This is a genomic window from Streptomyces sp. NBC_01264 (assembly GCF_026340675.1).
In the GTDB taxonomy this organism is placed as follows: domain Bacteria; phylum Actinomycetota; class Actinomycetes; order Streptomycetales; family Streptomycetaceae; genus Streptomyces.
On record NZ_JAPEOX010000001.1, the window covers coordinates 292,149 to 315,572 of the forward strand.

The 23,424-nt window shown below is 69.3% G+C and carries 20 protein-coding genes and 2 pseudogenes; 7 read left to right on the forward strand and 15 right to left on the reverse strand.

Features of this window, described 5'->3' with window-relative positions; translation table 11 throughout:
* Positions 1 to 176 precede the first annotated feature (176 nt).
* The 3 genes and pseudogenes from OG435_RS01425 to OG435_RS01435 all read right to left on the reverse strand — a co-directional run bounded on the left by OG435_RS01425 (position 177) and on the right by OG435_RS01435 (position 2,624).
* On the reverse strand, positions 177 to 500 hold the full coding sequence (locus tag OG435_RS01425) for an AMP-binding enzyme (RefSeq protein ID WP_266881493.1): 324 nt from the start codon (positions 498 to 500) through the stop codon (positions 177 to 179).
* Positions 501 to 533: 33 nt separating this feature from the next.
* Positions 534 to 1,165 (reverse strand): annotated as a pseudogene (locus OG435_RS01430) (carbohydrate-binding protein); the annotation flags it as partial.
* Positions 1,166 to 1,334: 169 nt separating this feature from the next.
* Positions 1,335 to 2,624, reverse strand: coding sequence for an ABC transporter substrate-binding protein (locus tag OG435_RS01435; RefSeq protein ID WP_266874851.1), 1,290 nt, complete (start codon positions 2,622 to 2,624; stop codon positions 1,335 to 1,337).
* A gap of 295 nt (positions 2,625 to 2,919) precedes the next feature.
* Between OG435_RS01435 and OG435_RS01440 the strand changes: the two genes are divergently transcribed.
* From OG435_RS01440 to OG435_RS01450, 3 genes and pseudogenes are all read left to right on the forward strand, one after another.
* Positions 2,920 to 3,798, forward strand: a complete 879-nt coding sequence (locus OG435_RS01440) for a CPBP family intramembrane glutamic endopeptidase (RefSeq protein ID WP_266874852.1) — start codon at positions 2,920 to 2,922, stop codon at positions 3,796 to 3,798.
* A gap of 26 nt (positions 3,799 to 3,824) precedes the next feature.
* On the forward strand, positions 3,825 to 4,073 hold the full coding sequence (locus tag OG435_RS01445) for a hypothetical protein (protein WP_266874853.1): 249 nt from the start codon (positions 3,825 to 3,827) through the stop codon (positions 4,071 to 4,073).
* A gap of 151 nt (positions 4,074 to 4,224) precedes the next feature.
* Positions 4,225 to 4,326: pseudogene (locus OG435_RS01450) on the forward strand (HNH endonuclease); the annotation flags it as partial.
* 6 nt (positions 4,327 to 4,332) lie between these two features.
* Here the strand turns inward: OG435_RS01450 and OG435_RS01455 are convergent.
* Both OG435_RS01455 and OG435_RS01460 read right to left on the reverse strand, forming a co-directional pair.
* Positions 4,333 to 4,743 (reverse strand): hypothetical protein, encoded by a 411-nt coding sequence (locus tag OG435_RS01455; RefSeq protein ID WP_266882301.1) that lies wholly within the window; start codon positions 4,741 to 4,743, stop codon positions 4,333 to 4,335.
* Positions 4,744 to 4,786: 43 nt separating this feature from the next.
* Positions 4,787 to 5,761, reverse strand: coding sequence for a glycosyltransferase family 2 protein (locus OG435_RS01460; RefSeq protein WP_266874854.1), 975 nt, complete (start codon positions 5,759 to 5,761; stop codon positions 4,787 to 4,789).
* 107 nt (positions 5,762 to 5,868) lie between these two features.
* Between OG435_RS01460 and OG435_RS01465 the strand changes: the two genes are divergently transcribed.
* The gene (locus OG435_RS01465) at positions 5,869 to 7,878 is read left to right on the forward strand and encodes a GtrA family protein (RefSeq protein WP_266874855.1); all 2,010 of its coding nucleotides are present in this window, start codon (positions 5,869 to 5,871) and stop codon (positions 7,876 to 7,878) included.
* A gap of 444 nt (positions 7,879 to 8,322) precedes the next feature.
* Entirely contained in the window at positions 8,323 to 9,498 is a 1,176-nt protein-coding gene (locus tag OG435_RS01470; protein WP_266874856.1) for a hypothetical protein, read from the forward strand.
* Positions 9,499 to 9,557: 59 nt separating this feature from the next.
* On the opposite strand, the gene OG435_RS01475 is transcribed toward OG435_RS01470, so the two are convergent.
* The 6 genes from OG435_RS01475 to OG435_RS01500 all read right to left on the reverse strand — a co-directional run bounded on the left by OG435_RS01475 (position 9,558) and on the right by OG435_RS01500 (position 16,294).
* Positions 9,558 to 9,983, reverse strand: a complete 426-nt coding sequence (locus OG435_RS01475; protein WP_266874857.1) for a hypothetical protein — start codon at positions 9,981 to 9,983, stop codon at positions 9,558 to 9,560.
* A gap of 1,782 nt (positions 9,984 to 11,765) precedes the next feature.
* A complete protein-coding gene (locus OG435_RS01480; RefSeq protein WP_266874858.1) occupies positions 11,766 to 12,305 on the reverse strand; it encodes an aminoglycoside phosphotransferase family protein in 540 nt (179 codons plus the stop codon).
* Positions 12,306 to 12,388: 83 nt separating this feature from the next.
* On the reverse strand, positions 12,389 to 13,306 hold the full coding sequence (locus OG435_RS01485) for an IS3 family transposase (protein WP_266874687.1): 918 nt from the start codon (positions 13,304 to 13,306) through the stop codon (positions 12,389 to 12,391).
* The gene (locus OG435_RS01490; RefSeq protein WP_266874686.1) at positions 13,303 to 13,611 is read right to left on the reverse strand and encodes a transposase; all 309 of its coding nucleotides are present in this window, start codon (positions 13,609 to 13,611) and stop codon (positions 13,303 to 13,305) included. Before OG435_RS01490 ends, OG435_RS01485 begins: the two co-directional genes overlap by 4 nt.
* A gap of 559 nt (positions 13,612 to 14,170) precedes the next feature.
* The gene (locus tag OG435_RS01495) at positions 14,171 to 15,250 is read right to left on the reverse strand and encodes an IS630 family transposase (RefSeq protein WP_430625555.1); all 1,080 of its coding nucleotides are present in this window, start codon (positions 15,248 to 15,250) and stop codon (positions 14,171 to 14,173) included.
* 792 nt (positions 15,251 to 16,042) lie between these two features.
* A complete protein-coding gene (locus OG435_RS01500; RefSeq protein WP_266874860.1) occupies positions 16,043 to 16,294 on the reverse strand; it encodes a hypothetical protein in 252 nt (83 codons plus the stop codon).
* Between the two features lie 342 nt (positions 16,295 to 16,636).
* On the opposite strand from OG435_RS01500, the gene OG435_RS01505 reads away from it, so the two are divergent.
* Positions 16,637 to 17,287: a hypothetical protein gene (locus tag OG435_RS01505; protein ID WP_266874861.1), complete on the forward strand. Its 651-nt coding sequence runs from the start codon at positions 16,637 to 16,639 to the stop codon at positions 17,285 to 17,287.
* A gap of 462 nt (positions 17,288 to 17,749) precedes the next feature.
* On the opposite strand, the gene OG435_RS01510 is transcribed toward OG435_RS01505, so the two are convergent.
* From OG435_RS01510 to OG435_RS01520, 3 genes are all read right to left on the reverse strand, one after another.
* The gene (locus OG435_RS01510; RefSeq protein ID WP_266874862.1) at positions 17,750 to 18,721 is read right to left on the reverse strand and encodes an MSCRAMM family protein; all 972 of its coding nucleotides are present in this window, start codon (positions 18,719 to 18,721) and stop codon (positions 17,750 to 17,752) included.
* A 115-nt stretch (positions 18,722 to 18,836) separates the two neighbouring features.
* Entirely contained in the window at positions 18,837 to 19,217 is a 381-nt protein-coding gene (locus tag OG435_RS01515; protein ID WP_266874863.1) for a DUF4240 domain-containing protein, read from the reverse strand.
* A gap of 341 nt (positions 19,218 to 19,558) precedes the next feature.
* Positions 19,559 to 20,089, reverse strand: coding sequence for a hypothetical protein (locus OG435_RS01520; protein ID WP_266874864.1), 531 nt, complete (start codon positions 20,087 to 20,089; stop codon positions 19,559 to 19,561).
* A gap of 516 nt (positions 20,090 to 20,605) precedes the next feature.
* Here OG435_RS01520 and OG435_RS01525 point away from each other — a divergent pair.
* A complete protein-coding gene (locus tag OG435_RS01525; RefSeq protein ID WP_430625556.1) occupies positions 20,606 to 21,550 on the forward strand; it encodes a hypothetical protein in 945 nt (314 codons plus the stop codon).
* Here OG435_RS01525 and OG435_RS01530 read toward each other — a convergent pair.
* Positions 21,547 to 23,130, reverse strand: a complete 1,584-nt coding sequence (locus OG435_RS01530; protein ID WP_266874865.1) for a hypothetical protein — start codon at positions 23,128 to 23,130, stop codon at positions 21,547 to 21,549. The two genes, OG435_RS01525 and OG435_RS01530, sit on opposite strands and share 4 nt — an antisense overlap.
* Between the last annotated feature and the right edge of the window lie 294 nt (positions 23,131 to 23,424).

The following is a 23,424-nucleotide window of genomic DNA, read 5'->3' on the forward strand; positions in this document are numbered from 1 at the left end:
CGCATGCGAGGGTGATCGCACTGCGGAGTCTGTGCCCATGGTTGGTCCTCCTTGCTCGATGTGCAGGTGCATGGCGGATCGCAGGAGGTACGCCTTGCGCGGAGGCGACGTCGAGGAAGGCCTCCCCGTGGTGTGCGTGCCTGTTCGGGCCTTCGGGGTGTCGAGGGCCTGGCCGGCTAGTTGACGGAGCGGTCCTTGTCCTGCCAGTACGGTTTGCGCAGCTCGCGCTTGAGGATCTTGCCGGCGGGCGAGAGCGGCAGCTCGGAGACGAACTCCATGCTGCGCGGTGACTTGTAGCCGGCGATCAGTGTCTTGCAGTGTTCGCGCAGCTCCCCGGTGGTGGCCGTGCTGCCGGGTGCGAGGACCACGACGGCGTGGACGCGCTCGCCGTAGGTGTCGTCGGGGACGCCGATGACCGCGCAGGCGGCCACGGCCGGGTGCTGTGCGAGGGCGTTCTCGACTTCGGCGGAGTACACGTTCTCTCCACCGCTGACGATCATGTCCTTGATGCGGCCGACGATGTAGAGGTATCCGAACGCGGCCGCTTCCTGCCTCTTCACGTGTCCGAGCCGGTGTTCGCGAAGCCCGGGTATGCGGAAAGCGCGTTGACGAGGCCGGTGTAGGTGTAGAAGGGGTTCCGGCTCGGGAACATCTGGTTGAACTGGGCCTCGGAGACGACGAACCCGCCCGGGTTGGGGGTGGTCAGGCTCGGGGTGGGCGTCGGCTCGCCCGTGCAGGCGTAGGGGCTCCAGAACCAGGTGGATATGGTCGGGTCGTAGCCCGGGTTGTCGTGGGTGGCAATGTAGAACTGCCCGTTCGGCGCGTACGTGACGACCGCTCCGGTGGCGTACTGGGTGCCGGCCGCCCAGACCGGGTGATTGCAGGCCGTGGGGGAGGTCGGGGTCGGACTCGGCGTGCCGCCGCCTCCGCCGCAGGTGCCCTGGTCGGACCAGACGCCGGAGCCGCCGGTGGAGGGGGTTTCCCCCTGGGTCCACCATTTGGCCTGCCAGTTGTGGCCGCCCGAGGAGGCGGACATGCCGCCGGTGTAGACGGTGGCGGCGGCATAGGGGGCGGCGCACTCCGCCGCGTACGCGCGGGAGCCGAACGGGTTCAGGGCGGCGAGGGCCGCAACGGTGACCGCGGCGGCCGACATCGCGATGAGCCTCTGCTTGGACACGTGCCACTCCTCGGGAGGAAAGGGGCCTCGCCACCACGGCGGGCCGTCCACAATCAAGCTAGGGGCTGGTCTGGACCAATGAGGATCCCCCGTGAGTGGACAACCCGGGTAGCTCTCACGGGGGATGCGCAGGCCGGGCCGAGTTACGTCCGGGCCTCTACTTGTCCGCCTTGCGGGCTCCCTGGGCGATGTCTGCGAGCACCTTCGCCGGCAGTGCGCCCGGCCGCACGGCCGCGCCGATGTTCTTCTTGAAGTCGGCGCTCACCGAGGCCCAGGACTTCTTGCCCACCGGGTACAGACGCGAGGACGGCAGGGCCCGCAGGAACACCTTGAGCGGTGCGATCCCGGGATCGTCGGAGGCGAGCATCCGCCGATAGCCACTAGTCGTCACCGGCAGCAGGCCGTACTTCGAGGTGAAGGCGGTGACGTTCTTCTCCTCGTACAGGAAGTCGAGGAACAGCCCGGATTCCTTCGGGTGCCCGTTCTTGAAGGCCATCACCCAGTCGGCGACGCCCATCGCCTGCGGCTCCGAGCCGTCCGCGGCCGGCAGCGCCACCATCCCGAGCTTGACGCCCTTCGCAGTCGCCTGCTTCACCAGGGTGGGGTGGCCGTTGAGGATCCCCACATCCCCCCGGGTGAAAGCATCGAAGGCCTCCTGGCGGTCCAGCTTTCCCGGCTCGTCCGGCCCCGTCAGCCCGGCACCGACCAGATCGTCCCGCAGGAACTCGAACGTCTTCACGTTCGCCGACGAGTCGATGACGTAGGCCTCGGAGTCGTTCGTCATACCGCCACCGCCGGCGAGCATCCACTGCATCGACTCGGCCTGCGCCTCCTCCGGACCCAGGGGCAGCGCGATCGGCGTCCGCACACCGTCGCTCTTGAGCTTCTTCGCCGCCGTTGTCAAGGCGTCCCAGCTCTTGGGCTGCCACGACGCACCCCTCGTGATCACGCCGGCGTCTTCCAGCAGCTTGGTGTTGTAGAACATCAGCCGGGTCGAGGCCACGAACGGCAGACCGTACTGAGCGCTGCGGATCCGGCCCGCCTGCGCGAGCGGCGTCAGCAGGTCGGCCTCCGTGCGCACCGACAGGAGCTCGTCGGCCGCGTACAGCTTTCCGGCCGCCGCATAGTCGGCGTAGGCGCCTATCTGGGCGATGTCGGGCGCGTGGCCAGCCCGGACCATCTCGGCCACCTTCGCGTCCACATCGTTCCAGGACAGGACGCTCACCTCCACCCGCACGCCGGGATGCGCCTGCTCGAAGCTGTGCCCCAGCTCCTTCCAGTACGGCTCGGAGGAGTTGGCACGGCTGTCACCGTAATCGGCGGCCACGACCCGCAGCACCACCTTCGCGGAGCCCGGATCGGACACCGTCCCGCAGCCGGCGGCCAGCATCACCATCGCCAGGCATCCGGCTCCGGACGTCCACAGTCCACGACGCTTCGCCCTCATGACCCACCCTTCATCGCTCCTTTGCAGGGCGTAGGTCTACACCACTTTCACGCCGCCTTCACAGGGGTCTGCACGAACGAGACCACTCCGTGGCCACCGCAAATCCCCCCGGGCTTCGCATACTTGTATCTGACATGGGCTTGCGGCCGCCCACATGGCGCGAAGCCGGGCATCTGTGCATCCCCCGTGAGAGCTACACGCCCTGTCCCCGCGCGGGTGATCCCCGGGGGGCCGCACATTCCTACCGTGTTCCTCAGATCACCACCGCACGGTGCCCTTGCGACAGGAGACCACCATGGACACCACGTCCGACACCCAGCACCAGCCCGACTCCGCCCCGGGCCAGAGCCCCGACGAACGCAGCGGGCGCTTGGCCCGGATCATGCGCTCGCCGCTCGGCTGGCTGCTGACGGGCGTGGTCGGTGTCGGCCTCGTCTCGGCCCTGACGGCGACGGGCCCTGGCCCCGTACCGGCGCTGGGCGCGGCCGCCGCAGTGGCCGTGTACTGGTGGGTGACGCACCGATTGGCCGGTCGCGACGTAGCGGAGATCGCCCGCCGCGGTGCCCTACGGGAGGCACTGTTCGGTGGCGGGATCGGCCTGGGGTTCATCCTCGTCCCCGTCCTGCTCCTGACCGTCTTCGGGGGCTACTCCTTCTCCTGGGCCGGCCACGGGTTCATCGGGGTTCTCTGGACGACCGTGATGGTGCAGCTCGGCGGGTCGGTCACCGAGGAGCTGCTCTTCCGTGGTCTCGCCCTTCAGGCCTTGGAGCAGCTGTGGGGCAGCAAGGCCGCCGTCGTCATCACCTCGCTGTTCTTCGGCATCGCCCACCTCGGCGCCGCGGAAGCCACCTTGTGGAGCGCGCTGGCGATCGCCGTGGAAGCGGGGGTCCTGCTGGGAGCGGCGTTCCTGTGGCGACGTAGCATCTGGTTCGTCGCCGGGCTGCACTTCGCCTGGAACGCGGCGGAACAGCTGCTCGGCATCTCGGTCTCCGGACACACCCCGGAAGGCTGGTTCACCCTGGATGTCCACGGCCCCGCTTTCCTGACCGGCGGTGGTTTCGGCCTGGAGGCATCGATCCTGTCCGTCCTGGTCGGCTCGGTCATCGCCTTCTGGATGCTGCGCCGGGCCCAGGCCGGCGGCGGGATCACAACCCGCAGCCGTGCCGGCCTCTGAGAGCGGCCGAACCCCCAGGAGACGAAGTGACGACCCTTCAGGCACTGTTCAGACTTCAGCTGCCGAGGGTGCCGTACGACGGGTGGCGGCGTCGGGACGCCTTCGTCCAGGACACCATCCTTGCTCTGGCACTCACGGTGCCGGCCTTCGTGCCGAACTTCTCCCACATCGGTGGTCAGATCGGCGACCTGCCTCAAGGACACAGCCGTAGACCGAGCAGCTTGATCTCGGGGCTCGACAAGGTGAGCCCAAAAACCGCCACCAAGTGGTCGTGAAGTCCCGGCGCAGCATGCACCAACACAACGCCCTACCGGCATGGCGCCCCATACCCGCAGCCCGCCCGTTCACCGCGACGCGACCGCCCCACCGAATGTGGAGTGGCCTCTCGTTCTGTTCGAAAGCACCCCGCCAGCTGAACGAACCCCCTGGTCAGCGGCCCGGCGAGAGGCATACGCCAACGACCAGAATAGCCCCGACACGTTGATCGCAGTGTCCGCCGCCTCCAACAGAGGCAAGTCCGACAAGGACCGTCGCCTACGAGAGCGCCCTGTAGGCCGCGGGACGGGACCCGCTTGCCGGCGCAGCAAGGCCACCGCGTACGGGCGCGCTGTCCTGGGAGGCTGGCTGGTGGAGCTCGTCCTGGTCTTCCTTCGCACGTCGGTCCGGGCTGGCCGCCCCCTTTACCAGGACCAGCATGGTGACGGTCTCGGGCAGGGGGACGGTGGTCGCCTCGACCTGGTCGGTGTGCGCGGACCAGTCCCGGTCGCAGGCATCCGCCTGGCCGTCCCCGGCCTCGGCCGGATCCCGGTCGCCGATCGCCTCCCACTCCAGGCGGTGTTCGAGGCCGGCCCAGCCACAGGAACACACCGCACGTAGCGCGGCAGCCCGCGGAACGTGGGGCCGGCGGCCGTCGTAGACGCTCCGCTGCGAGACCGGGTCCCCCACACCAACCACCACCCCCTCCGGCGTCAGCCGCGGTGCGGTGTCGTCAGGACGGGTTGGGGGCGTTCTGGTGGAGCATGTCCGGGACGAAGTCCGTGTCTCGGGTCGGGGCCGGGTACCTCAGGTGGGCGAGGCGTGCCTGCTCCTGACGCATGTGCATGAAGGACTCCAGGATGTACCCGACCAGCAGCACGAGCACCGCGATGATCATGATCGAGGCCGACAGTACGGCGGTGGGGAGGCGCGGGACCGTGCCGGTCTCAATGAACTCGCTGACCAGTGGGGCTCCCAGGATGAGGGAGACGAGGGCGAGCAGGCTCGCGACGACGGAGTGGTACAGCGAGGGGCGCTGGCGGCGGGCGAGGCCCAGTATGAGCTTCAGGATGCGCCAGCCGTCTCGGTAGGTGCGCAGCTTGCTGACGCTGCCGGCCGGGCGGTCCTTGAAATCGACCTCTATCTCGGCCGTGGGCAGACGCAGGCTGAGTGAGTGCACCGTCATCTCGGTCTCGGTCTCGAACTCGTGCGAGAGCGCCGGGAAGGACTTGATGTAGCGGCGCGAGAAGACGCGGTAGCCGCTCAGCATGTCCGTGACGTCGTTGCCGAACAGCGAGCGGACGGTGCCGGTCAGCATCTTGTTGCCGACCGCGTGGCCCGCGCGGTACGCCGTCTCGACTATCTCCCGCCGGGCGCCGACGATTTGGTCGTACGGGCCTTCGAAGAGCAACTCGACCATCTCGCGGGCGCGCGACGCGTCGTAGGTGTCGTCGCCGTCGATGATGAGGAGCGCGTCCGCCTCGATGTCGGCGAATGCGCGGCGGATCACGTTGCCCTTGCCCTTGCGGAGTTCGTGGCGCACCACAGCGCCCGCCTTGAGGGCTTCGGCGACGGTGCCGTCCGTGGAGGCGTTGTCGTACACATAGATGACTGCCTCGGGGAGGGATGCGCGCAGGTCGCGAACGACCTTGCCGATGGCGGCCTCCTCGTTGTAGCAGGGAACGACACACGCAATCGCCGGATTCATCGGGTGATTCCTCGTAATGGTTCGGAAGGTGACAGGGTGATGACCTTGAGCGTTCGGATGTTATCCCTAGTTTGTTCACATGACTTCCGTGCGCTTACGTTCTGTCCATGCTGCAAACGATGGCGTGGAGTCGGCGCATGCCCGCGTGGGCGCGCAAGGTCTGGCGGGAGGTCGCGGCCTTCGGCGTCGTCGGCGCTCTCGCGTTCGTGGTGGAGACCGCCAGTTTCAACCTCATGATCTTCGGTTCCGCCTCGTCGGGCGGCGGAATCCTGGGCAGTGTGCCCGTGCTTGCCTCCGTGGTCGCCACCCTGCTCGCGATGGCTGTGAGCTGGTTCGGCAACCGCTACTGGACCTACCGGGACCGACGCGGCGGCGCCCAGCGCAGTGAGCTCATCTGGTTTCTGGTCATTAACCTGGCGGGCATGGCTGTGACGGCCGTCCCCATCTTCGTCTCCCACGAACTGTTCGGCTTGGGGTCGCCCCTGAGCGACAACGTGGCCCGGCTGATCGGCTGGGCGACGGCGACGCTGCTGCGCTTCGTCGCCTACCGCAATCTGGTCTTCGGCCAGCCTGGAAAGGACGCCATTCCCGTGACCGTCAGCACCGACCGGTGGACCACGACACTGCGCGGCGCCTGGCGGCGCGGCGAGCCCTGGCCGTGGTGCCTGGCCGTCATCGCGATCATCTGCGGCGTCGTGGTGAATGCCATCTTCCACCCCGGCTACCTGAGCACGGACAGCGTGGAGCAGCTCATGCAGGCGCTGGGAGACCGGCCGGTGACCGACTGGCACCCGCCGGTGATGGCCCTGCTGTGGCGCATCCTCATCGACACCACCGGCGCCATCTCGGCTATGGCCACGCTCCAGATCGCTGTTCTGTGGGCGACGTTGTGGGTCCTCGCCCGACTGCTGTGGAAGAAGACCGGCAGCCGTGCGCTGTCCCTCGCCGTGCTCGCAGTCGGCCTCGCCCCGCACATCCTGACCTTCACCGGGGTGGTGTGGAAGGACGTGCACATGGCGTACGCCATGCTCGCCGTCCTCGCGGTGGCGCTCACAGCGCGCGAACTGCCCGCCGGCCGGACCAAGACGCGCTGGTCCCTGCTGGTCCTGGGTGTGCTGTTCCTCGCGTACGCCATCCTGGTCCGCAAGAACGGCTTCCCGGCCGCGATCCCTGTCTTCGTGCTGCTGGTCATGGCCGTGTGGCCCGCCCCGGGCCGCCGCCGCTGGCTGGTCGCCACCGGCGCTCTCGTCGCGGTCACCGCGGTCGGCAGCGTCGCCGTCTCGGCGGCCACGAGCCCCGTAGCCACCCGCCAGTACGCGCAGATTCCCTTGGACGACCTCACTCACGTACTCACCCCGAAGCAGGTGCGCGAGGCCGCCGAGCAGGCCGGAGCGAGCGCGGACTTCCGTGACCGCTTGGTCACCACCACCGTCCAGTGCCAGAAACGGCACATCCAGGCCGACGTGTACTTCAACTGCTACCCGAGGGACCTGTCGCTCGGTGCCACCGAGCTGAGCCAGAACGCCGACGTCCTCGTACGGATGTGGACGCAGCAGATACCCAAGCACCTGGATGGCTACGCCGCGTACCGGGTGCAGGTGTTCGCGAAGCTCCTCTTCCAGGGCAACCTGGCCTTCTACGACGGCTCCGCGACCAAGCTCGACGTCCTCAAGAGCGCGCCGGTCAGCCAGCCCCTGAAGTTCACCGTGCAGAGCTATGTGACCGGCTTCGACCGCGACCTGCCGATGCTGTTCGAGGGCTGGTTCTGGTTGGCCATCTCCCTGGTCCTTGCACTGCGCCGCCGCTGGGTCGGGCCCTACTCGCGGGAGCTGAGGCTCCTCGGGGCCAGCACCGTGCTGTACATCCTCGCCTACGTGCCCACGGCGCCCCAGTCCAACTTCCGTTACGTGTACTGGCCCGCGCTGTCCGGAACCATCGCGCTGGTCCTCATTGCGGCCGGGTACCTGGTGCGGCGCCGTGAACAGGCCGCGGAAGCCGTGCACGCGACGGACTCCGTCCCCGAGACGGCAGCCACCGCGGCGACCCCGTCCCCCGGGGCCCCGGCCGCGCCTCCGCAGGAGGTCGCCGCTCCGCAGGAGGTCGCCGCCCCGCGGTGACCCGTGTGGTCGACATGGCGAGTCCGGCTCGAGATCGGACCGTGGGGTACTCGACGGTGGAGCCTTGACCCAAGGCCGGGTAGTTGACGTTTCCACAGGTCAGGCAAGCCAGTTGAAGGATTTTTGACGCAGAGCAACGGAGCTCGTTGGTACAGGCAGTCGATCAAGACAGCTTGTCCCGAAGGAGCTCCGTTGCATGTTTATGCAGGTCAGGGCTGCAATGCGCAGTCGTGTTGCAGGGTCGGTATTACACAGCCCGGGTGAGCACTGTCCGATGACAGCGGATTCTGAGGCCGCACCATCGCATGTTCAGTGGTCTAGGCCACTCTTCCGCATGCCGTCGCGGGAGGGCGCGTTCAGGCATCCTTGGGCTGCGTGATCATCCGGAATGCCCCATCTACTGCCCTTTCGAGCCCTCGAAGGCTCCTGTACTCCATACCTGCGATGGTCTTGGGGGTGGCGGCGATCCTGATCGGGGTCTGGCTGCTTCTCGTCCCCGTGCGCCAAGACCGTTCCGACGCCCGTGCGTACGACGCCGCCACCAGCTGTGTGGCCGGAAGCGCGCGGGAGCGGGCGGGCGACTGCCTGAGCGCGGTGCCGGCCGTCCTGGAGAAGATCCGCAGCGAGGGCAGCCGCAACCCAAGAATCTACATGGAGGTCCGGCGCGAGGACGGTGGCCGGCAGGACATCCGGCTGTCCCGCTCCACCAGCTCCTCCTTCGCACCCGCCGGCACCGCGCTGCGGCTGGTCAGCTGGCGGGGCGAGATCCGGCACGTCAACTACGGCACGGGCAAGGCCGCCAGGACCGTCTTCACCGAGCACAATCCGCGCACCGCGCACGAGACCTCGCTCGGCTGGGCCCTGGGCCTCGGGCCCGCGGGCGCCGCTCTGCTGTGGGGCGGGGCCTGGTTCGCCTGGTATTCCGGATACTCCCGGCGGACCACCCCCTGGCAGTTCAACGTGCCGGTCCTGGGGCTCCTCCTCCTGGCCGTCATCCTGGGGACCTCCCCGATCATGTACGACAGCGTGCGCGAGACGCTGCGCTGGTCCGGGTTCATCCTGGCGGGCTGGGTGGCCGCCATAGCCGCCAGCTGCCTCCACCTGATGAGGACGAGCACCGACACGATCCGGGTCCGCCCGCGCACCAGGAAGCGAGACCGGACCTTCCCAGCTCTCCTGCTCGGCGACACCAGCGGCCCCGGGGGCACCCCACGCCACAGCCACATCGTCGTGGGCCCAGGCGTCCTCGCGTGGACCAACGACCCCAGCGGCCGTTCAGGACGCACACCTCTGCCACCCGGCCTGGTGCTGGAGCGGGTTCGCCACCCGTACGCCACAGACCCCAGGCCCGTGCGAAGTGGCAACAAGTGGCAGTTCTGCCACGTGGCCCAATGCCGGGACGGCGACACCGAGATTCTCATCGCGGTCGAGCGGCGCGCCATGCCCTGGCTGGCCGGCGCGCTCGAAGCAGCCCGCCAGGCCCTCAGCCATCCAACCCCGACAGCCAGAGGAACAGCGACAGCCAGAGGAACACCGACCACACCCACATACCAGCCAACCAACCTGCACACCCCCAGGTCAGAAGGCCAGCACAGGCACTACATCAATGGCCCGTCATAGAAGCGGCCCCGGGAGCCAGGATCTGCACCCATCGTCGTTCCACCCTGCCCACCGGACGATCACCCGTCCTGCGGGAGGCAGGATCCGTCAGGGTTGTGTCCTTCGGCTACGGCTCCGGCCTCCCCCGGATAGATCGTGGCATTGATGCAGGCCCGGCCTTCGCTCAGCCCGATCCTGGCGGGGTGGGCGCCGCTCGCGGCCCTGACGTCGAGCCGTGCCGACGCGGGCGGCGCGAGTGCTGCCCGCGTACGGCTGAGGAGCCGCTCCTCGGTCAGATCGGACTCCCCCTGGAGTTCCTTGGCCAGCGCCTCCATGGCTGCCCTGCGGGGCTCGGCAAGCTCGTGTTCGGCCCAGGTGAGCGACTCCCGTTTGGGATCCCCTTTCGAATGGGCGAACTGTGGGCCGATGTGTTCGGAGAGCTGCCAGAGGAAGACGGAGGCGAGGCCGAGGAGGACCAGAAGGGAAAGGGCGCACCCCAAGAACACGTATGGCTTCGTCCTCGGGGTGCGGCCTGCGGGCTGAGCGGCCATCAGATGCTGCCGTACCCGATGTCGCGCAGCTTGTGCCCCTCGGTCAAGATCCGGTCCGCCGCCAGATGAGGACACACCTCCGAATGCCATGTCGTCAGCACCCGGCCCTGCGAAACGCACACCGTGCGGTTATCGCCCTGCCCTCCGGCAGCACCACGGAAAGCACATGAGTCAGGCCGTAGGAGTTCACCGAGCACCATGCCCTCACCCTTCCCACCCCACACAAAGAATCCCCTCACCTGAACAAGATGCGATCCGCCCGTACCAGCCACAGCCGGTTGAAGCCACGCACGTGGACCGCCCTCAGCCCGTCTTGGTCCCGGGGCGGGGCACGGGGAGATAGGGCCCGGGGCCGTTGCCACTCTGAGGACCACTCCGTACCGGGCACGGAGGTCCGCGATGGACGGCGGCCGGGCCCGGTCGGTGGCGCAGCGGGAGTACGGGACGATGTCGGCCCGGCATGAGTGATCTTCTGCGACCTGGCCCGACTGCTGCGGCTGGCCAGGTAGAGGCGGATAGTCCCAACTGACGGACAGATCCGCGGCCTCCGACTCCAGGTGCGGCGCCGGCATCAGAAGCCCGCCCGACTCCTGGGGATACACACCCTGCTGCTGGTGGTACATCAGCGCATAGTCCAGGGATCCTCCTGAGGCGCTCCCGGGGCCGTTGATGTTCTCTGACCAGGTGGTGATGCCCGATGCGCCAATGCGGCGCAGGACCTCGGTGATGTCACCCTCGACCCCGTACACAGCCTCGGCGCTCATCGAACAGGACATCAGGTGGACGGTGGCCTCCTCCTTGAAGCCCCCGTTACTCGGCCCGGTACACACATCCGAGACAGCCGTGAACCCCAGGTGTAGGCCCTCAATCCCATCAAAGCGACCCAGCCGCGCGCGGAGCCTCACCTCCTCGGCATCCCGCTCATGCTGCGCGCCGGCGGTAGTGGCCATGGCACGCAACTCCCCGTCATCAGGCAGCGCGGAGCAGCCGCTCGTCAGGATCACCGCACTCAGCCCTGCCACGACGCCCGTCAGGCGGCTCCTGGGTCCCCTCGCGCGTGCCATCCCCGCCCCGTCTCATCGGTTCCGATCATCGGTTCCGAGGCCCATCCTCGTTCTGACCGGACACGGGCGCATGAGTACGCGTACTCACCCGCAGCGACCTCAAACACTTTCACCGAGGCCTGGATACGGGCACGCAGCCCGACATCCTGAAAGCAGACCTCGGGTGCAGCCCTGGTGGCCCGCCTCATGGACGCACCCGTCTGCTCGCTGACCGTGCCGCCGTCGGCGCAGCCCGCCTCCCGCGCCCGGAATCCCCGGCGGCGGCTCGTTCCCGCTTCGCCACCACCCCTGTCGCTGCGCCCGGCCGGACAGGTACCGCCCCCGCCGCGCTGGCAGGAGGCTGCGCATGGCCGCGGGTGGTACGGGGGAGGTCGCGTTGGCGTCGGGGTGGGCAGAAGGCGGTGCGGTTGCCGGTGGGCAGCGCGCGGTCTGATCCCCGGGGGACATCCGCGTCAGGCCCCAACGGGCCTCGAAGGCAAGGGCCGCGGCGTGCATCGCCACGATGTCACCGCGCAGCCGGGGCCGGCGTCCGTCGACGCGGGCGAGGGTCGCCAGGAGGCAGACGTGGTGCCCGACGCCAGGTCACCACCGACCCGGTGCCCCTGGGGATGATCCGCAGCAGCCGCCCCTCGTCATCGTCGATCTCGTGTACCCGCACCCGTTCCGCCACAGATCAGCAGCCTGACCGATCCGTCCAGCCCCCACCAGGCCCGTTGCCGACGGCATGCCGCCGCAACCACGCCGCCTCCGTGGGCGTCAGATTCGGGTCATCCAGCTTCTCCCGGACCGCCTCCCGCATCCGTCCCGACGGGTCGGTCCGACAGCCGCTGCGCATACCGCGCAGCAACAGCCCCCGCCCGAGGCGGGCAGCGAGTCCCGGCACGTCCGCGCTGCCCACGGTCACGAGGGTCATCGCCACATCGGCAGCCGGATCACCAGCTCCCGCGTTGCACCAGTCGATCACCACCGGACCCCGCCGGGTCAGAATGATGTTGCCGGGGTGCAGGTCGAGATGCAGTACCCGGTCACCATCCGCCGTGCTGAACCGCTTGGGCAGCCACTCCGGTGCCGGCAGCGCATGCAGCCGGTCGTGCATGCGGCCCAGCTCCCGGCCGAGAGAACCCACCCGCCACCGGCGCCGGGCCAGCTCATCCAGCATCGTCGGCCCGGCCAGCCGCTCAAGAACCATGTCGGTGTCGGTGATCTCGTACACCCGCGGCACCGGATACCCACATGCCGCAAGGTGCGTCATCAACCGTGACTCCTGAGGTTCCCCCGTTGTTCGGGAGTTGCTGATTAGCTGGTCAGGAGGGGTTGACGGGTGTTCAGGTTCGCTGGTTCGGCCGTCGCCTGGTTGGCGTAGTGCTTCTCTTCGTACTCGATCGGGCTGAGGAAGCCGAGCCGTTCCTGGATGCGACGGGAGTTGTAGAAGCCATCGATGTACTCGAAGAGCGCGAGGTTCGCCTCAGCCCGGGTGGTGAAGGTCCGGCCACGGAGGCCCTCGGTTTTGATGAGCATCCAGAGGTTCTCCGCGAGAGCGTTATCGTATGAGTCGCCGATCGAGCCCATGGACGCTTCAACTCCAGCTCTCATTAGCCGGGTTGTGAGCTTGATAGACGTGTATTGACAGCCGTGGTCCGCGTGATGAATCAGCTGGCCGGGCTCGACCTCGCGGGACGCGAGGGCGTACTCCAGGGTGGTCAGCACCAGGTCGGCGTCCGCGCGGGCGGAAGTCTCCCAGGCGACCACCCGGCGGGAGAAGGCGTCGCGGATCGCCGAGAGCCACAGAGGCCCCTCACCGGTGGAGATCATGGTGAGGTCGGTGACCCACAACCGGTTCGGAGCCGGTGCGGTGAAGTCCCTGTTGACCAGGTCCGGGGCCAGGGTGGCCTTCGGGTCCCGGCGCGTGAAGCCCTTGCGCCGTGGGCTGACCCCCGCGATGTCGGCCTCGCGCATCAGGCGCTCGACCCGCTTGCGGCCCACGTGGACACCCTCACGCTTGAGGACGGCGTGTACCCGCGGCGAGCCGTAGTTGCCGCCGGAATCCGCGTGGATCTCTTTGATCCGCTCGGTCAGCTCGACGTCACGGCGCCTTCGCTCGCACGGCTCGGCCTCTGCACGGCGCCAGCGGTAGTAGGTGGAGGAGGGGATGTGCAGTTCCCGAAGTACGCACTCGACTCCCAGGCACGGGTGCTCGTCAACGAGCGCCGTCACCTGGGCCGGGTCGGGTCGAGTTGCGCCGCGAAAAACGCCGAGGCCGTCCGCAGTACGTCGTTGGCCCGCTTGAGCTGGACATTCTCCTTGCGCAGGGCCGCGAGCTCGGCGCGTTCGTCGGTGGTGAGCCGGTCATCGCGTTCGCCGGCATCCGCCTCCGCCTGGCGGATCCACCCGCGCAGGGCCTCGGGATGCACGCCGAAGTCGACAGCCAGCTTCTTGATCTGGGGCTTCGGCTCCGCGGTGCGATACATCCGTACCGCACGCTCACGCAACTCGAGCGAGTATTTCCGGGGTGCAGCCATGGCCACTGGTCCTCTCATGAGTCCCATCTGACCCGATGTCAACACTCTCCGCATCCCGGGGGAACCTCACTCCAGACCGGTGGGCCCCCCATGCCGGTATCGCCGCAGCACCCTGTACTCATCCAGGGCATACACATCAGCATCCCGGCCCTGCGCGATCAACTCCATGCCGTGCAGTCTGCATTGATGGCCCAGCCCTCGCCAACAAGCCCAACGTTGCCTGATGCGGCACTAGCCACCCCCGGACCCTGCTGGTCCACCACTGCGGACGAGGCCGTGCTGGACGGTGGACGAGACCGAGGACTCCTCCGGCCCGCAGGGCCACGACGGCTGGCCCACCCCCGCAGCACACCGTAAGAAGGAGCACATCCGTGACGCAGCAGCACATCACCACGACCAATTCGGATGGCGAAACGGTCATCGCCGCGACCCTCGAGGACGGCACCGAGGTCACGGTCGAGAACCCCGAAGCAGCCGAACTCGGCTCCGCCTACGAGGCCTCGTGGTCTCCCGCTCGGCACACCGGGCTCCACCCTGCCTGGGTACTGACTTCGGCTTTTCAGGGTGAGGGTGGTGCGTCGAGGGTCAGGCCGGTGCCGGCTATGAAGCCGTCGAGGGTGTGGGGCCGGTATTGAAGGCGTTTGAGGCGGTTGCGGACGAGGGCTTCGAGGCGGTCGAGGGCCATGACGGCGAGGTTGGCGAGGCTGCGTTTGACGTGGGCCCATACCCACTCGACTGGGTTGAGTTCGGGTGAGTAGGCGGGCAACAGGAACACGGTCAGCCATTCACGCTCGGCGACGAAGTCGCGCATCCTGCGGGAGACGTGGGTGTTCAGCCGGTCCCAGACCAGCACGATCGGTGCCCTGACCAGCTGGTGGACTCCGTCGACGAGCGCGATGAAGTCCCGCTCGCTCATGCTGCGACGTGTTCCCTTGCCCGCGGGATGGGTCCGTAGGCGGTGACACAGCCGGGTCCTCGAGCCTGGCCGCATCGCGATCAGCCCGGCCACCGACAGCCGTCCCGACCGCCGGCCGCTGATGGTGACGACCGGAGTCACTCCTCGCCGGCCCCAGGTACGCCCCCGGGGCGGCCTGCGGGTGAACCCGGCTTCGTCTTCGAAGCAGACGTAGCCCCCGCAGGCCGCCCCTCGCCCTTTTACCTCCGGCCAGGTCGCCTCCCGCCACATACTCACGGCCTGCTCATCGCGTTCGGCGACCCGCCGGGCGGGGACCTGCGGGCTGAAGCCGAGCCGGTGCATCAACCGGGTAGCGCCCGAGACGCTGTAGGTGACGTGGAACTTCCGGCCGATCAGCGTGGCCACCCTCGACGCGGTCCACACCTGGTCCTCCACCCAGCCATGAGCGGCCGGGCCCTGCTCCAGATACGCGGCCAGCTTCTCCAGACACCGCGGGGACAGACGGCACCGTGGACCGCTCGGACCGCGGGAGGCCAGAGCCTGAACACCACCATCCCGCCACAACTGATGCCATTGATAAGCCGACTTCACGCTCACCCGAAGCCGCCGTGCGACCTCCGACGGATTGATCTTCTGCTCGAACAGCTCAGCCGCCTGCATACGAACCGTCTCCCGGCGCCGACGTCCCGCAGGAGTCAGCCCGCCCCCATCCGCATATTTCACACACCACGGATACAGCCACCCACCCAGACCCATCAGGGACTTCGCAAACATTCACCCCAAAGAGCTGAAGTCAGTAAGCGGCGTCGGACGGCTTACCCAGGGCGGAGCACTTGCCAGACAGGCCACCCGCTCGCGAAGTGCCTGCCCCGCATCCAAGCCCGGCCCCGTCTTCACCGCCTACCGGCCGGAGAACCGTGAACGAGTCGGCGGCGGCGGTGATGCTCCTCCTTCGTCTCCCGGCCGGGGTCAGCTCGGGGCAGCCCGGGACCGAGAACAGGAGACGATCCCGTTCGCGCCACCTCGTCGATTCCTGGCCGTTCCGCCGCAAGTCGCGGTTCGGTGACGTTGCGCGCTGCAACGCTCTGACCAGGTAGGCAGGCAGCCAGCAAGGAGACAGTCATGCCGTAGGCGGCTGGCTTCGAAAGCATGCATCGTTGAATCGGTGACGCCGCTCACCTGCCCCGGCACCGTGCACCATCACTGTGCCGGGGCTTGCCGCGCAAGCGGCGCGGCCGCCTTCAGTACGCGGGGCCGTCGGCCGTCGTAGACGTCCTCCTGCGAAACGGCCTCCCCTCCCCCGCCGGAGACGCTGTCAAAGGACACCGGCTCCGGGACGATGCCATCGACGAGGACCGCCTCGACGGCACCCGTGTGGGATCTACCGAACACCTCCGTCGTCCACCGCTCGTGCCTGCTCACAACGCCCTCCCCGCACCGTTCCTCAGGCGGCCCGCGATCCGCAGCCGCCTGAACACGACGATCTCGCCGACAGACCGTCGGGCAGGCCGGTATTCACGAACTGGTGGTGGGGACTTCGGCCGCGCCGCCGGCCTTGACGGCGTCCACGACGCGTTCGTGAAACGCCGCGAGGCCGTCTGGTGGGAGCGGGGTGGGGCTGCCCGTGAGGGTGTAGGACTCCTCCGCCCCCGTGTACTGGATCCGGACCTGCACGGTGCCGTTCGGGCCGGCCTCGGTCGTCACGCTGACGTCGCCGGTGATGGCGCCGACCTCGTCCGTTATCGCTCCGCCGTGCCCTGCCTTCATGTGGGCGGTCAGAGAATCCGACCCGGCCTCGCTACCGTCCGGGCCGGGGCCGTCGCTCGGGCTGCTGGGTGGTCATGAGGGGCACGTCTCCAGCATCGCGGTCAGCTTCGCCTTCTCCGTGTTCAGGGACGTTGAAGGTGCGGATGAGGGCGACGTGCTGGTTACCGATGTGGCGAGGCGAAAAGGGGGACCCGGTGCCGTCACCACCAGGCTCTTACGTCACCACCATGTCCCGGTGCTGTAAGGGAACTGAGCTCGGGGCACCCGCCCGCCCAGTCGGCCACTAGCCTGCGGCATTGGGCCCAGCAGCCCAGCCGGCCACCACACCCGGGAGACCCCGCCATGCCCATCTTCGGTCCCCGCCCCCTCCTCGCCACGATCGCCCTTGCAACCACGCTGACGCTGACCGCCTGCAACCCTGCAGCCGAAGCCGAAAGCCCTCCCGCCGCTCCCACCTCGGCCCCCGTCTCCGCGCCCGTCTCCGCGCCCGCAAGGCCCGCTTCCACCCCGCCCGCCGGTTCGGGCAAGCACACCCTGACCGAGGCCGCCACCGCCGGCGGGCTCACCAAGGCCACCGGCGCCAACGCGGTCTCCGACGTCCCCATCGACCCGGGCGAGATGCGGGACGACATGCACCTGGTGGTCGCCGACTACAACCGTGCCGGCCAGACCTCCGGCCGCCGCATCCTTTTCGTAGGCGTCGACAGCGTTCCCGAGGACCCGAACAAGCGTCGCGAGCACCTTTGGCGCGGCCTGATCGACTACGCGCTGCAGAACGGCTCCACCGGCACCCCCACCACCGCCAAGCCGTACCAGCCCGGCCCGTTCGGCGGGTCCCTCGAATGCCTCAGCCTGCCCGAGTCCGCCAACGCCACCGACGTCATCTGCGGCTGGTCCGACACCACCACCGCCGCCGTCGCACTCTTCCCCCGCACCACCCCAGCCGACGCCGCCCGCCTCTTCGCCGCCATGCGCGCCGACCTCGAACACTGACCGCCCCATCTACCGCACCCCCACGGCCGGGACCGGGCCGCCGCTGGCCGCCCGGAAGCAGCAACTGGGCGAGAGCGAGAGGCTGGTGGCCGTCAGCGTGCACCTGGCCCGCCTGAACGGAGATCAATCCTGCCGCTTGGGCGCTGATGCGTCGGCACCGGGCCAATGGCGGCACCGGCACCGTCATCGACGGGCACGCGACGGACGTGGCGCTGCTGAAGGAGCTGCGCAGGCTCGGAGGGCCTCGGTCACCGGCAGGTGACCGAGGCCTTCGCTGCATTCGGTCCCGGCCCCTCCTCCGTGAAGGCTCTGACGGGACCAGTGCGGCGCCACCCTCTCTACCCGCACACCGGGCGCACGTGCGGCCTCCGCCACGTCCTGCTCCCGCGAGCAGGACGCGGCCGGCATGGGGTCAAACTGCTGGGGAGCCGGTGTGGTCGTGACCTCGGTAGCCGTGGCCGGCTATGCCGCCGCAGTGCGCTTCTCGTCCGGCGAGGCACCGAGGGTCGGTGGGCCGGTCCGGACGACGTGACGGGCTTTGAGCGCATCGGATTCCGGCGTGTTCTCGGCATTGACCGTCACGCCTTCCTCGACGTTCTCTTCCGACAGCGTCAGCGGGCCGAACACCGGATTGATCGGCAGTTGGTACCCGGGCGGAGCTTGAGTCTCCACCCAGCAGTACGTGCCGAGTGCCTCGGTACGGGAGCACACACCGTTGGCCCCGGTGGTGCAGGAGCCTCCGATGTCGGTGTCCGGGTCGGCGCCGGTGGTCTGGAGACCCGGAATGCCGTTGGTCTCCTCCCACATCTGGAAGACGGCGCCGGCCAGCGGGTTGCCCGTGTTCTCGTCCTCCTTGATCACGGTGACCGCACCGGTGACGGGCAGGCCGGGACCGTCGCAGCCGGGCGAACCGTCGGGGCAATGGTGCGGGGGGTGGCAAGGGCTGCTGCGGAAGGCCAGATCGCTGTGGGGGGTCAACCAGCCGCCGTGACCCGGTGGGCACACGGCGCCCGCGCCGCCGCTGGCCGGAGCCGTGTTCGGGAACGGCTCTGCCGCCGCAGCGTACGTAGGGGTCGTCGCCAACAGCGCCGCCGTCACCGTCCCGAAGATCCAGGGGCGCCACGAAGCCCATGTCCGGCGCAGTTCACGACCGGCGAACCCCGAGACCGTCTCCGGGGCCTTCTCCAGCCGGCCCGCCTCCCACTGCGCGGCGACCTCGGCATCGGCCAACACGGCCTGAAGGATCCGCTCGGCCTCCCCCTGCACCGGCTCGCTCACCGCATGCCCGGGCTCGACGGCCAACGTGCGCGCGAGCTCGTCGATCACCACGTGCTGACCGTGCGACAAGTTCGGCAGCTGGGCAGCGTCCAGCCTGCGGTGCGCCGTAGGGAGCGCCTCGCCGAGCTGGACCAGAGCGGGGTTCCGACACAACATTCCGTGAGGATGATCACCGGCGCTGGAGGTCGTCACCATCCGCAGGCCATGCCGTGCAAGCGGCCCAGCCCTCGGTGTTGGAGGAGGATTCGTAGGAGTAGCGGGTATCGCGGTCCTACTCCTCCCCCGTGATTCTTTTGTATGCCCGGTCCGGGGTGTAGAGCAGGTGCTCGGCCCAGATGAGGTCGGTGGCGTAAGGGGTGAGGACCAAAGGGCCTTGGAGGGCGCTGTCGAATTCGGTGCGGCCGGCGGCGACGACTGCGGCACGGGTGTGGAGGAAGGCGTCATCGGACAGGTCGTGTCCGTACTCCGTACGGTCCGGCCGGTAGGGCGCCCAAGCCAGTTGTTCCGCAAAGCCGATGACCAGCGACAACGTGGACTGGGTAAGCCGCTCGGTCCGCGTGGCTGCAAGGAGTTCGGCGTCCGGGTCAGGTTCCGGGGGCCTGCAGTCCTCCATGAGGTGCCAGAAGGCGTCTCCGGACCGATGGCAAGGCATCCAGACGGGGCAAGTCCGCGGTGCGGACGACGGTGATCCCGTCTTTGAGGCACTGACCGAAGCGGGTTTGAAGGATCTCTGCGAAGCTGCGGACGTGCGTGTGGAGGGCTCACGGACACCGTTGACCTGCGGAAATGCTACAGAGGGCCGATATGTGCGGTCCGTCCGCGGGAAGGTGACAGCTGAGGCGCCGTCGCCGGTCAGGGCGTCGGGGAGGCTCCCGTGAGTGACATCCAGTCTCGGATCGTCTCCTGGTGCGAACCGTTCACCGTGCTCGCGGCCGCTGCCTCGGCTTGCTCAATGGAGCATGGCGCTCCTGCCCGAGTGAGCAGGACCAGTGGTCACCTGGGGCCTGTGCCGACTGGCTGGCCATCGAAGGGCATCCACTCCCAGGGCCCGTCGAACCGCCATGCCCGGCCGTCGGCATCACCCACATCGTCGCCCGGTGCGAGGTGGGCGTACGGCCGCATCAACAGCTCGAAGGCGAAGGGGGTCCCGTCGTCAGGATAGACGTCGTACCCCGAGCCGTTACGATGGCTGCCGTCGTCGGGAAACTCCCGGTAGGACAGGCCGTGGCGCAGCACGGTCAGTGTCCGTTCCGGGCAAGGGAGCCAGCCCGTCTCCAGGGGCGGATCATGATGGTCGACGGCCGTCACGTGCACCACGGTCGGCGGCACTCCGACCCGGCAGATGTCTCCCGCCTTCAGCTGGTGGGGCGGCGGTTCGGTGCGGAACAGCTCCGTCTGCACGTCTGGCGCGCCGGACTCGCCCGTGTCCACGCCCAGGGCGACGATGCCGTTCCAGTGGACGGAGCCGCAGGCGCTGTCGATTTCCCACCAGGGCCAGTGCACGGACACAGTGCCCCAGGTCACGGCCCGCTCGACTCTGGCCTGCGTGAAGGGACAGCCAGCGCAGTGGACACGCTCGTGCTGGCACGGCGTCTGTGCTCGCTGATAGAGAGGTGGGGTTCGGTTGGCGAGCTGACCGCTGATCTGCAGACGGCCGAAGACGTGTGGAGGATGGTGGGGGTCTTGCCCAGGGCTGTCTACAACGCACAGGGCGTGTCATTCGACGCGCACCAGTGGACTCACGAAGTACCGGGCGGACACGTTGCCCAGGGATTCATACGGGCTCGTGCCGTTGCTGCCGTTCCGCGTGGACGTCGATGCGCCGGTGGATGCGGGCCGGCCCAAGAGCCCCCTCCGCCAGTGACTTAGCCGCGCTGTCGGCACCTGTCAGAGCACTCGGAAGCTGCAGGGGTGAGGGTGCAGCGGTGACCGCCCGGCCGTCCGTGTGCAAGACGGCCCGGCCGTGGCGTGGTGCGGGGGCACGGCCGGGCCGCCGGGGCTAGCCTCGGCGGCCGGACGACCAGGACAGGTAGGTGCGCCGTGCCCCGTTCCGCAGTGCCCGAACCCCCGCGTACGGGCCGTACCGGCCGCAGGGCCGGCTCCGTCCTGGTGCTGCTGGCGCTGTGCGCGATCGGGCTGGCCCCGGCCGGTACGGCAGTCGCCTCCGACCCGGGATCCGGGGGCGCGGGCGGCCCGCTGTACGTCTCCGACTACGGGAACGACCGGGTGCCGCGGGTGGCGCGGCGCGGCGGGCAAGACGTGGTCCCCGCCGTGGGCCTGGTCCGGCCCACGGGCATGGTGGTCGACGCCGCGGGCGATCTCTACGTGGCGGACACCGGGAACAACCGGGTCGTACGGATCCCCGCGGACGGCGGCCCCCAGGTCACCGTCGCGACGGACGGGCTCTCCCGCCCCCTCGGGCTGGCCTTGGACGCCGCGGGCGATCTGTACATCGCCGACAGCTTCAACGACCGGGTCGTCGAGGTACCCGCGGACGGCAGCGGGCAGCGCACCGTACCCACCGTGGGACTCCTCCACCCCTGGGGCCTCGCCTTCGACTCCTCGGGTTCCCTCTACATCACCGACTTCGTGAACGACCGCGTCGTCACCCTCCCCGCCGGAGGCGGCGCGCAGCGCACCCTTCCCTTCATGGGGCTCTCCCAGCCGGCCGGCATCGTCCTCGACCCGGCGGGCAACCTCTACGTCTCCGACACCGGCAACAGCCGTGTGGTGAGGCTGGCGGCCGGCGGCTCCGGCCAGAGCACGGTCCCCGCGTCCGGGCTCAACGACCCGCTGGGCCTGGCCCTCGACGGGAGGGGCCGCCTCTACGTCGCGGACGCCTTCAACAACCGGGTGGTCCGCCTCTCCCCCGACGGCAGCGGCCAGACGACCCTCCCCGTCACGGGCCTGAACACCCCGACGGGCCTGGCGATCCCGCCCACCCGCACCCTCCCGGCGGGCATCCATCGCGAGGGACGGTCCTAGGAACCCTGCGCCTCCGCGCCGACCGCCGGGTGGACCAGTGCCGCACGCAGCTCGAGGGTCAGGGAGTCTGCCCGGGCGGCCAGGTCCGGGTCGAGGAACGTCACCATGCCGTAGCTGCCCCTGTCACCCCACATGCAAATGGCGCGCCGGGCACGGTCGAGGCAGCTGAGGTCCGCGCACTCCAGCCAGCCCCCGGCCGGTCCGGCCGCCGGATTCCAGGACCGGTTCACCCTCGCGCCGACACGTTCGGCTCCGGCACGTGCGGCGTCCATGAAGGAACTCAGGGTGTCCGCCGACATGTCGTGGAAGTCTCCCGTCACCACGTGGACGCCGATGAGCCCGTCGTTGGCCTTGAGGTCGCCGTACGCGGGGGTGAAGGACTCGTAGCCTTCCCGGGCTACGTAGGCAGCCTCCAGCTCCTGGTTGAGCGGGGAGTTCCACAGGTGCCGCATGCCCTGGAACGTGTCCGGGACAGTGACGTCGTAGCGCGGATACGCGGTGTACTTCGCGTACGACCACACCCCGGCCCCCACCAGGCTGCTCAGCACCACCGCCGCCCCGGCCAGGCCGAATGCCAGCTCGCGGGACGAATACGGCGGTACGGGTGCCGGCGCCAGCTCGGGCAGCGGCGCTTCCTGAGGCACCGGATGTGCGGCAGCGGCCAGCTCGCCCCGGCGCCGGGCGCCGCGCAGCACCCTGCCGAGCCAGAAGGGCAGCGCTCCGTAGGCAGCGATCCCGGCCCACCACACCCATTGCGGAAGCCCCAGGCCGACCACGGCGACGAGCACCGCGCCGAGCAGGACGCCGCGTACGAGGCTCGACTCGAACGGCCGGCGGACGAGCGGCAGCAGGAGCACCCGACCGGGCCGGTCCAGCACTTCGAGGGCCTCGGCGAGCATGGCGCGGCGCGCGTCGTCCGGCCGCTGCGCGGCATCCGCCCGCGCCTGCCCGGCCGCGGGGCGCACACCGCGGGCGGCCGTCAGTGCCTGGCGCAGGTCGTAGAGCTGCGTCCGGGCGATGCGCGGCGGCCTCGCGGCGGCCTTGTCGCGGGCCGCCGCCAGCCAGGGCGCACCCTGCACCTGGGCCACGCGCAGCGCCTCGGGCGAGTCGGGGGCCAGTTCGGCCACCCGCGCCGCGAGGGCGGGGCCCCGGTTCTTGCGTGCCGGGTGGTCCTGGAAGTCGCTGCGCAGGCAGAGTTCCGCGTACCCGGCGAGCAGCCCCAGGTGGTCGGGGAACACCTCGAGAGCGTCCCGGTAGACCTCTTCGGCGCGGTCGTCCTCGTCGTCGTCGTCCTCGGCCGCGTGCGCGAGCGCGAGGAGCAGCGACAGCTCGGCGTCGGGCCCGTACGCCTTCAGTCCCGTCCGGGCCGACTGCCGGGCCGCGCCCCACCGCCGCGCGGTGAGCAGCGCCCGGATCTCGGTGCGGGCACCTTCGGCGCCTCCGTCCGCCGCGACGTTCGCGTCCGCGACTTCCTGCCCGGCGCCTTCGGCTGCGGCGGTGACGGGCGAGGTCTCGTCACCGGCCGGGCGTGCGCCGACAATGCCCTCATTGAACTGGTTGTTTTCATTCGCGCCGTGCATCGCTACTGCGTCCCGTCCCTTGGTCGTGCGACCGGGCCCCTTCCCGGCCGCGCAACTATCGCGTGCAAATCGGAGTCCGTCAATCCATCGGACGGGCCCGGGGAGAGGCATCGTGGCTTCGGGGTTCAGGAACACCCGTACAGCGCTGGGCCGGTGGATACTCGGGGCATGACTGTCTCCAAGCCCGGTCTCGACGATGCCGTGCTGTACAGGCTGAAATTCGCCCGACGGCTGCCCGCGAACCTGTCAGCGCTGACCGGGCCGTCCCACGGAATCATCGAGCTCCCCCTGCAC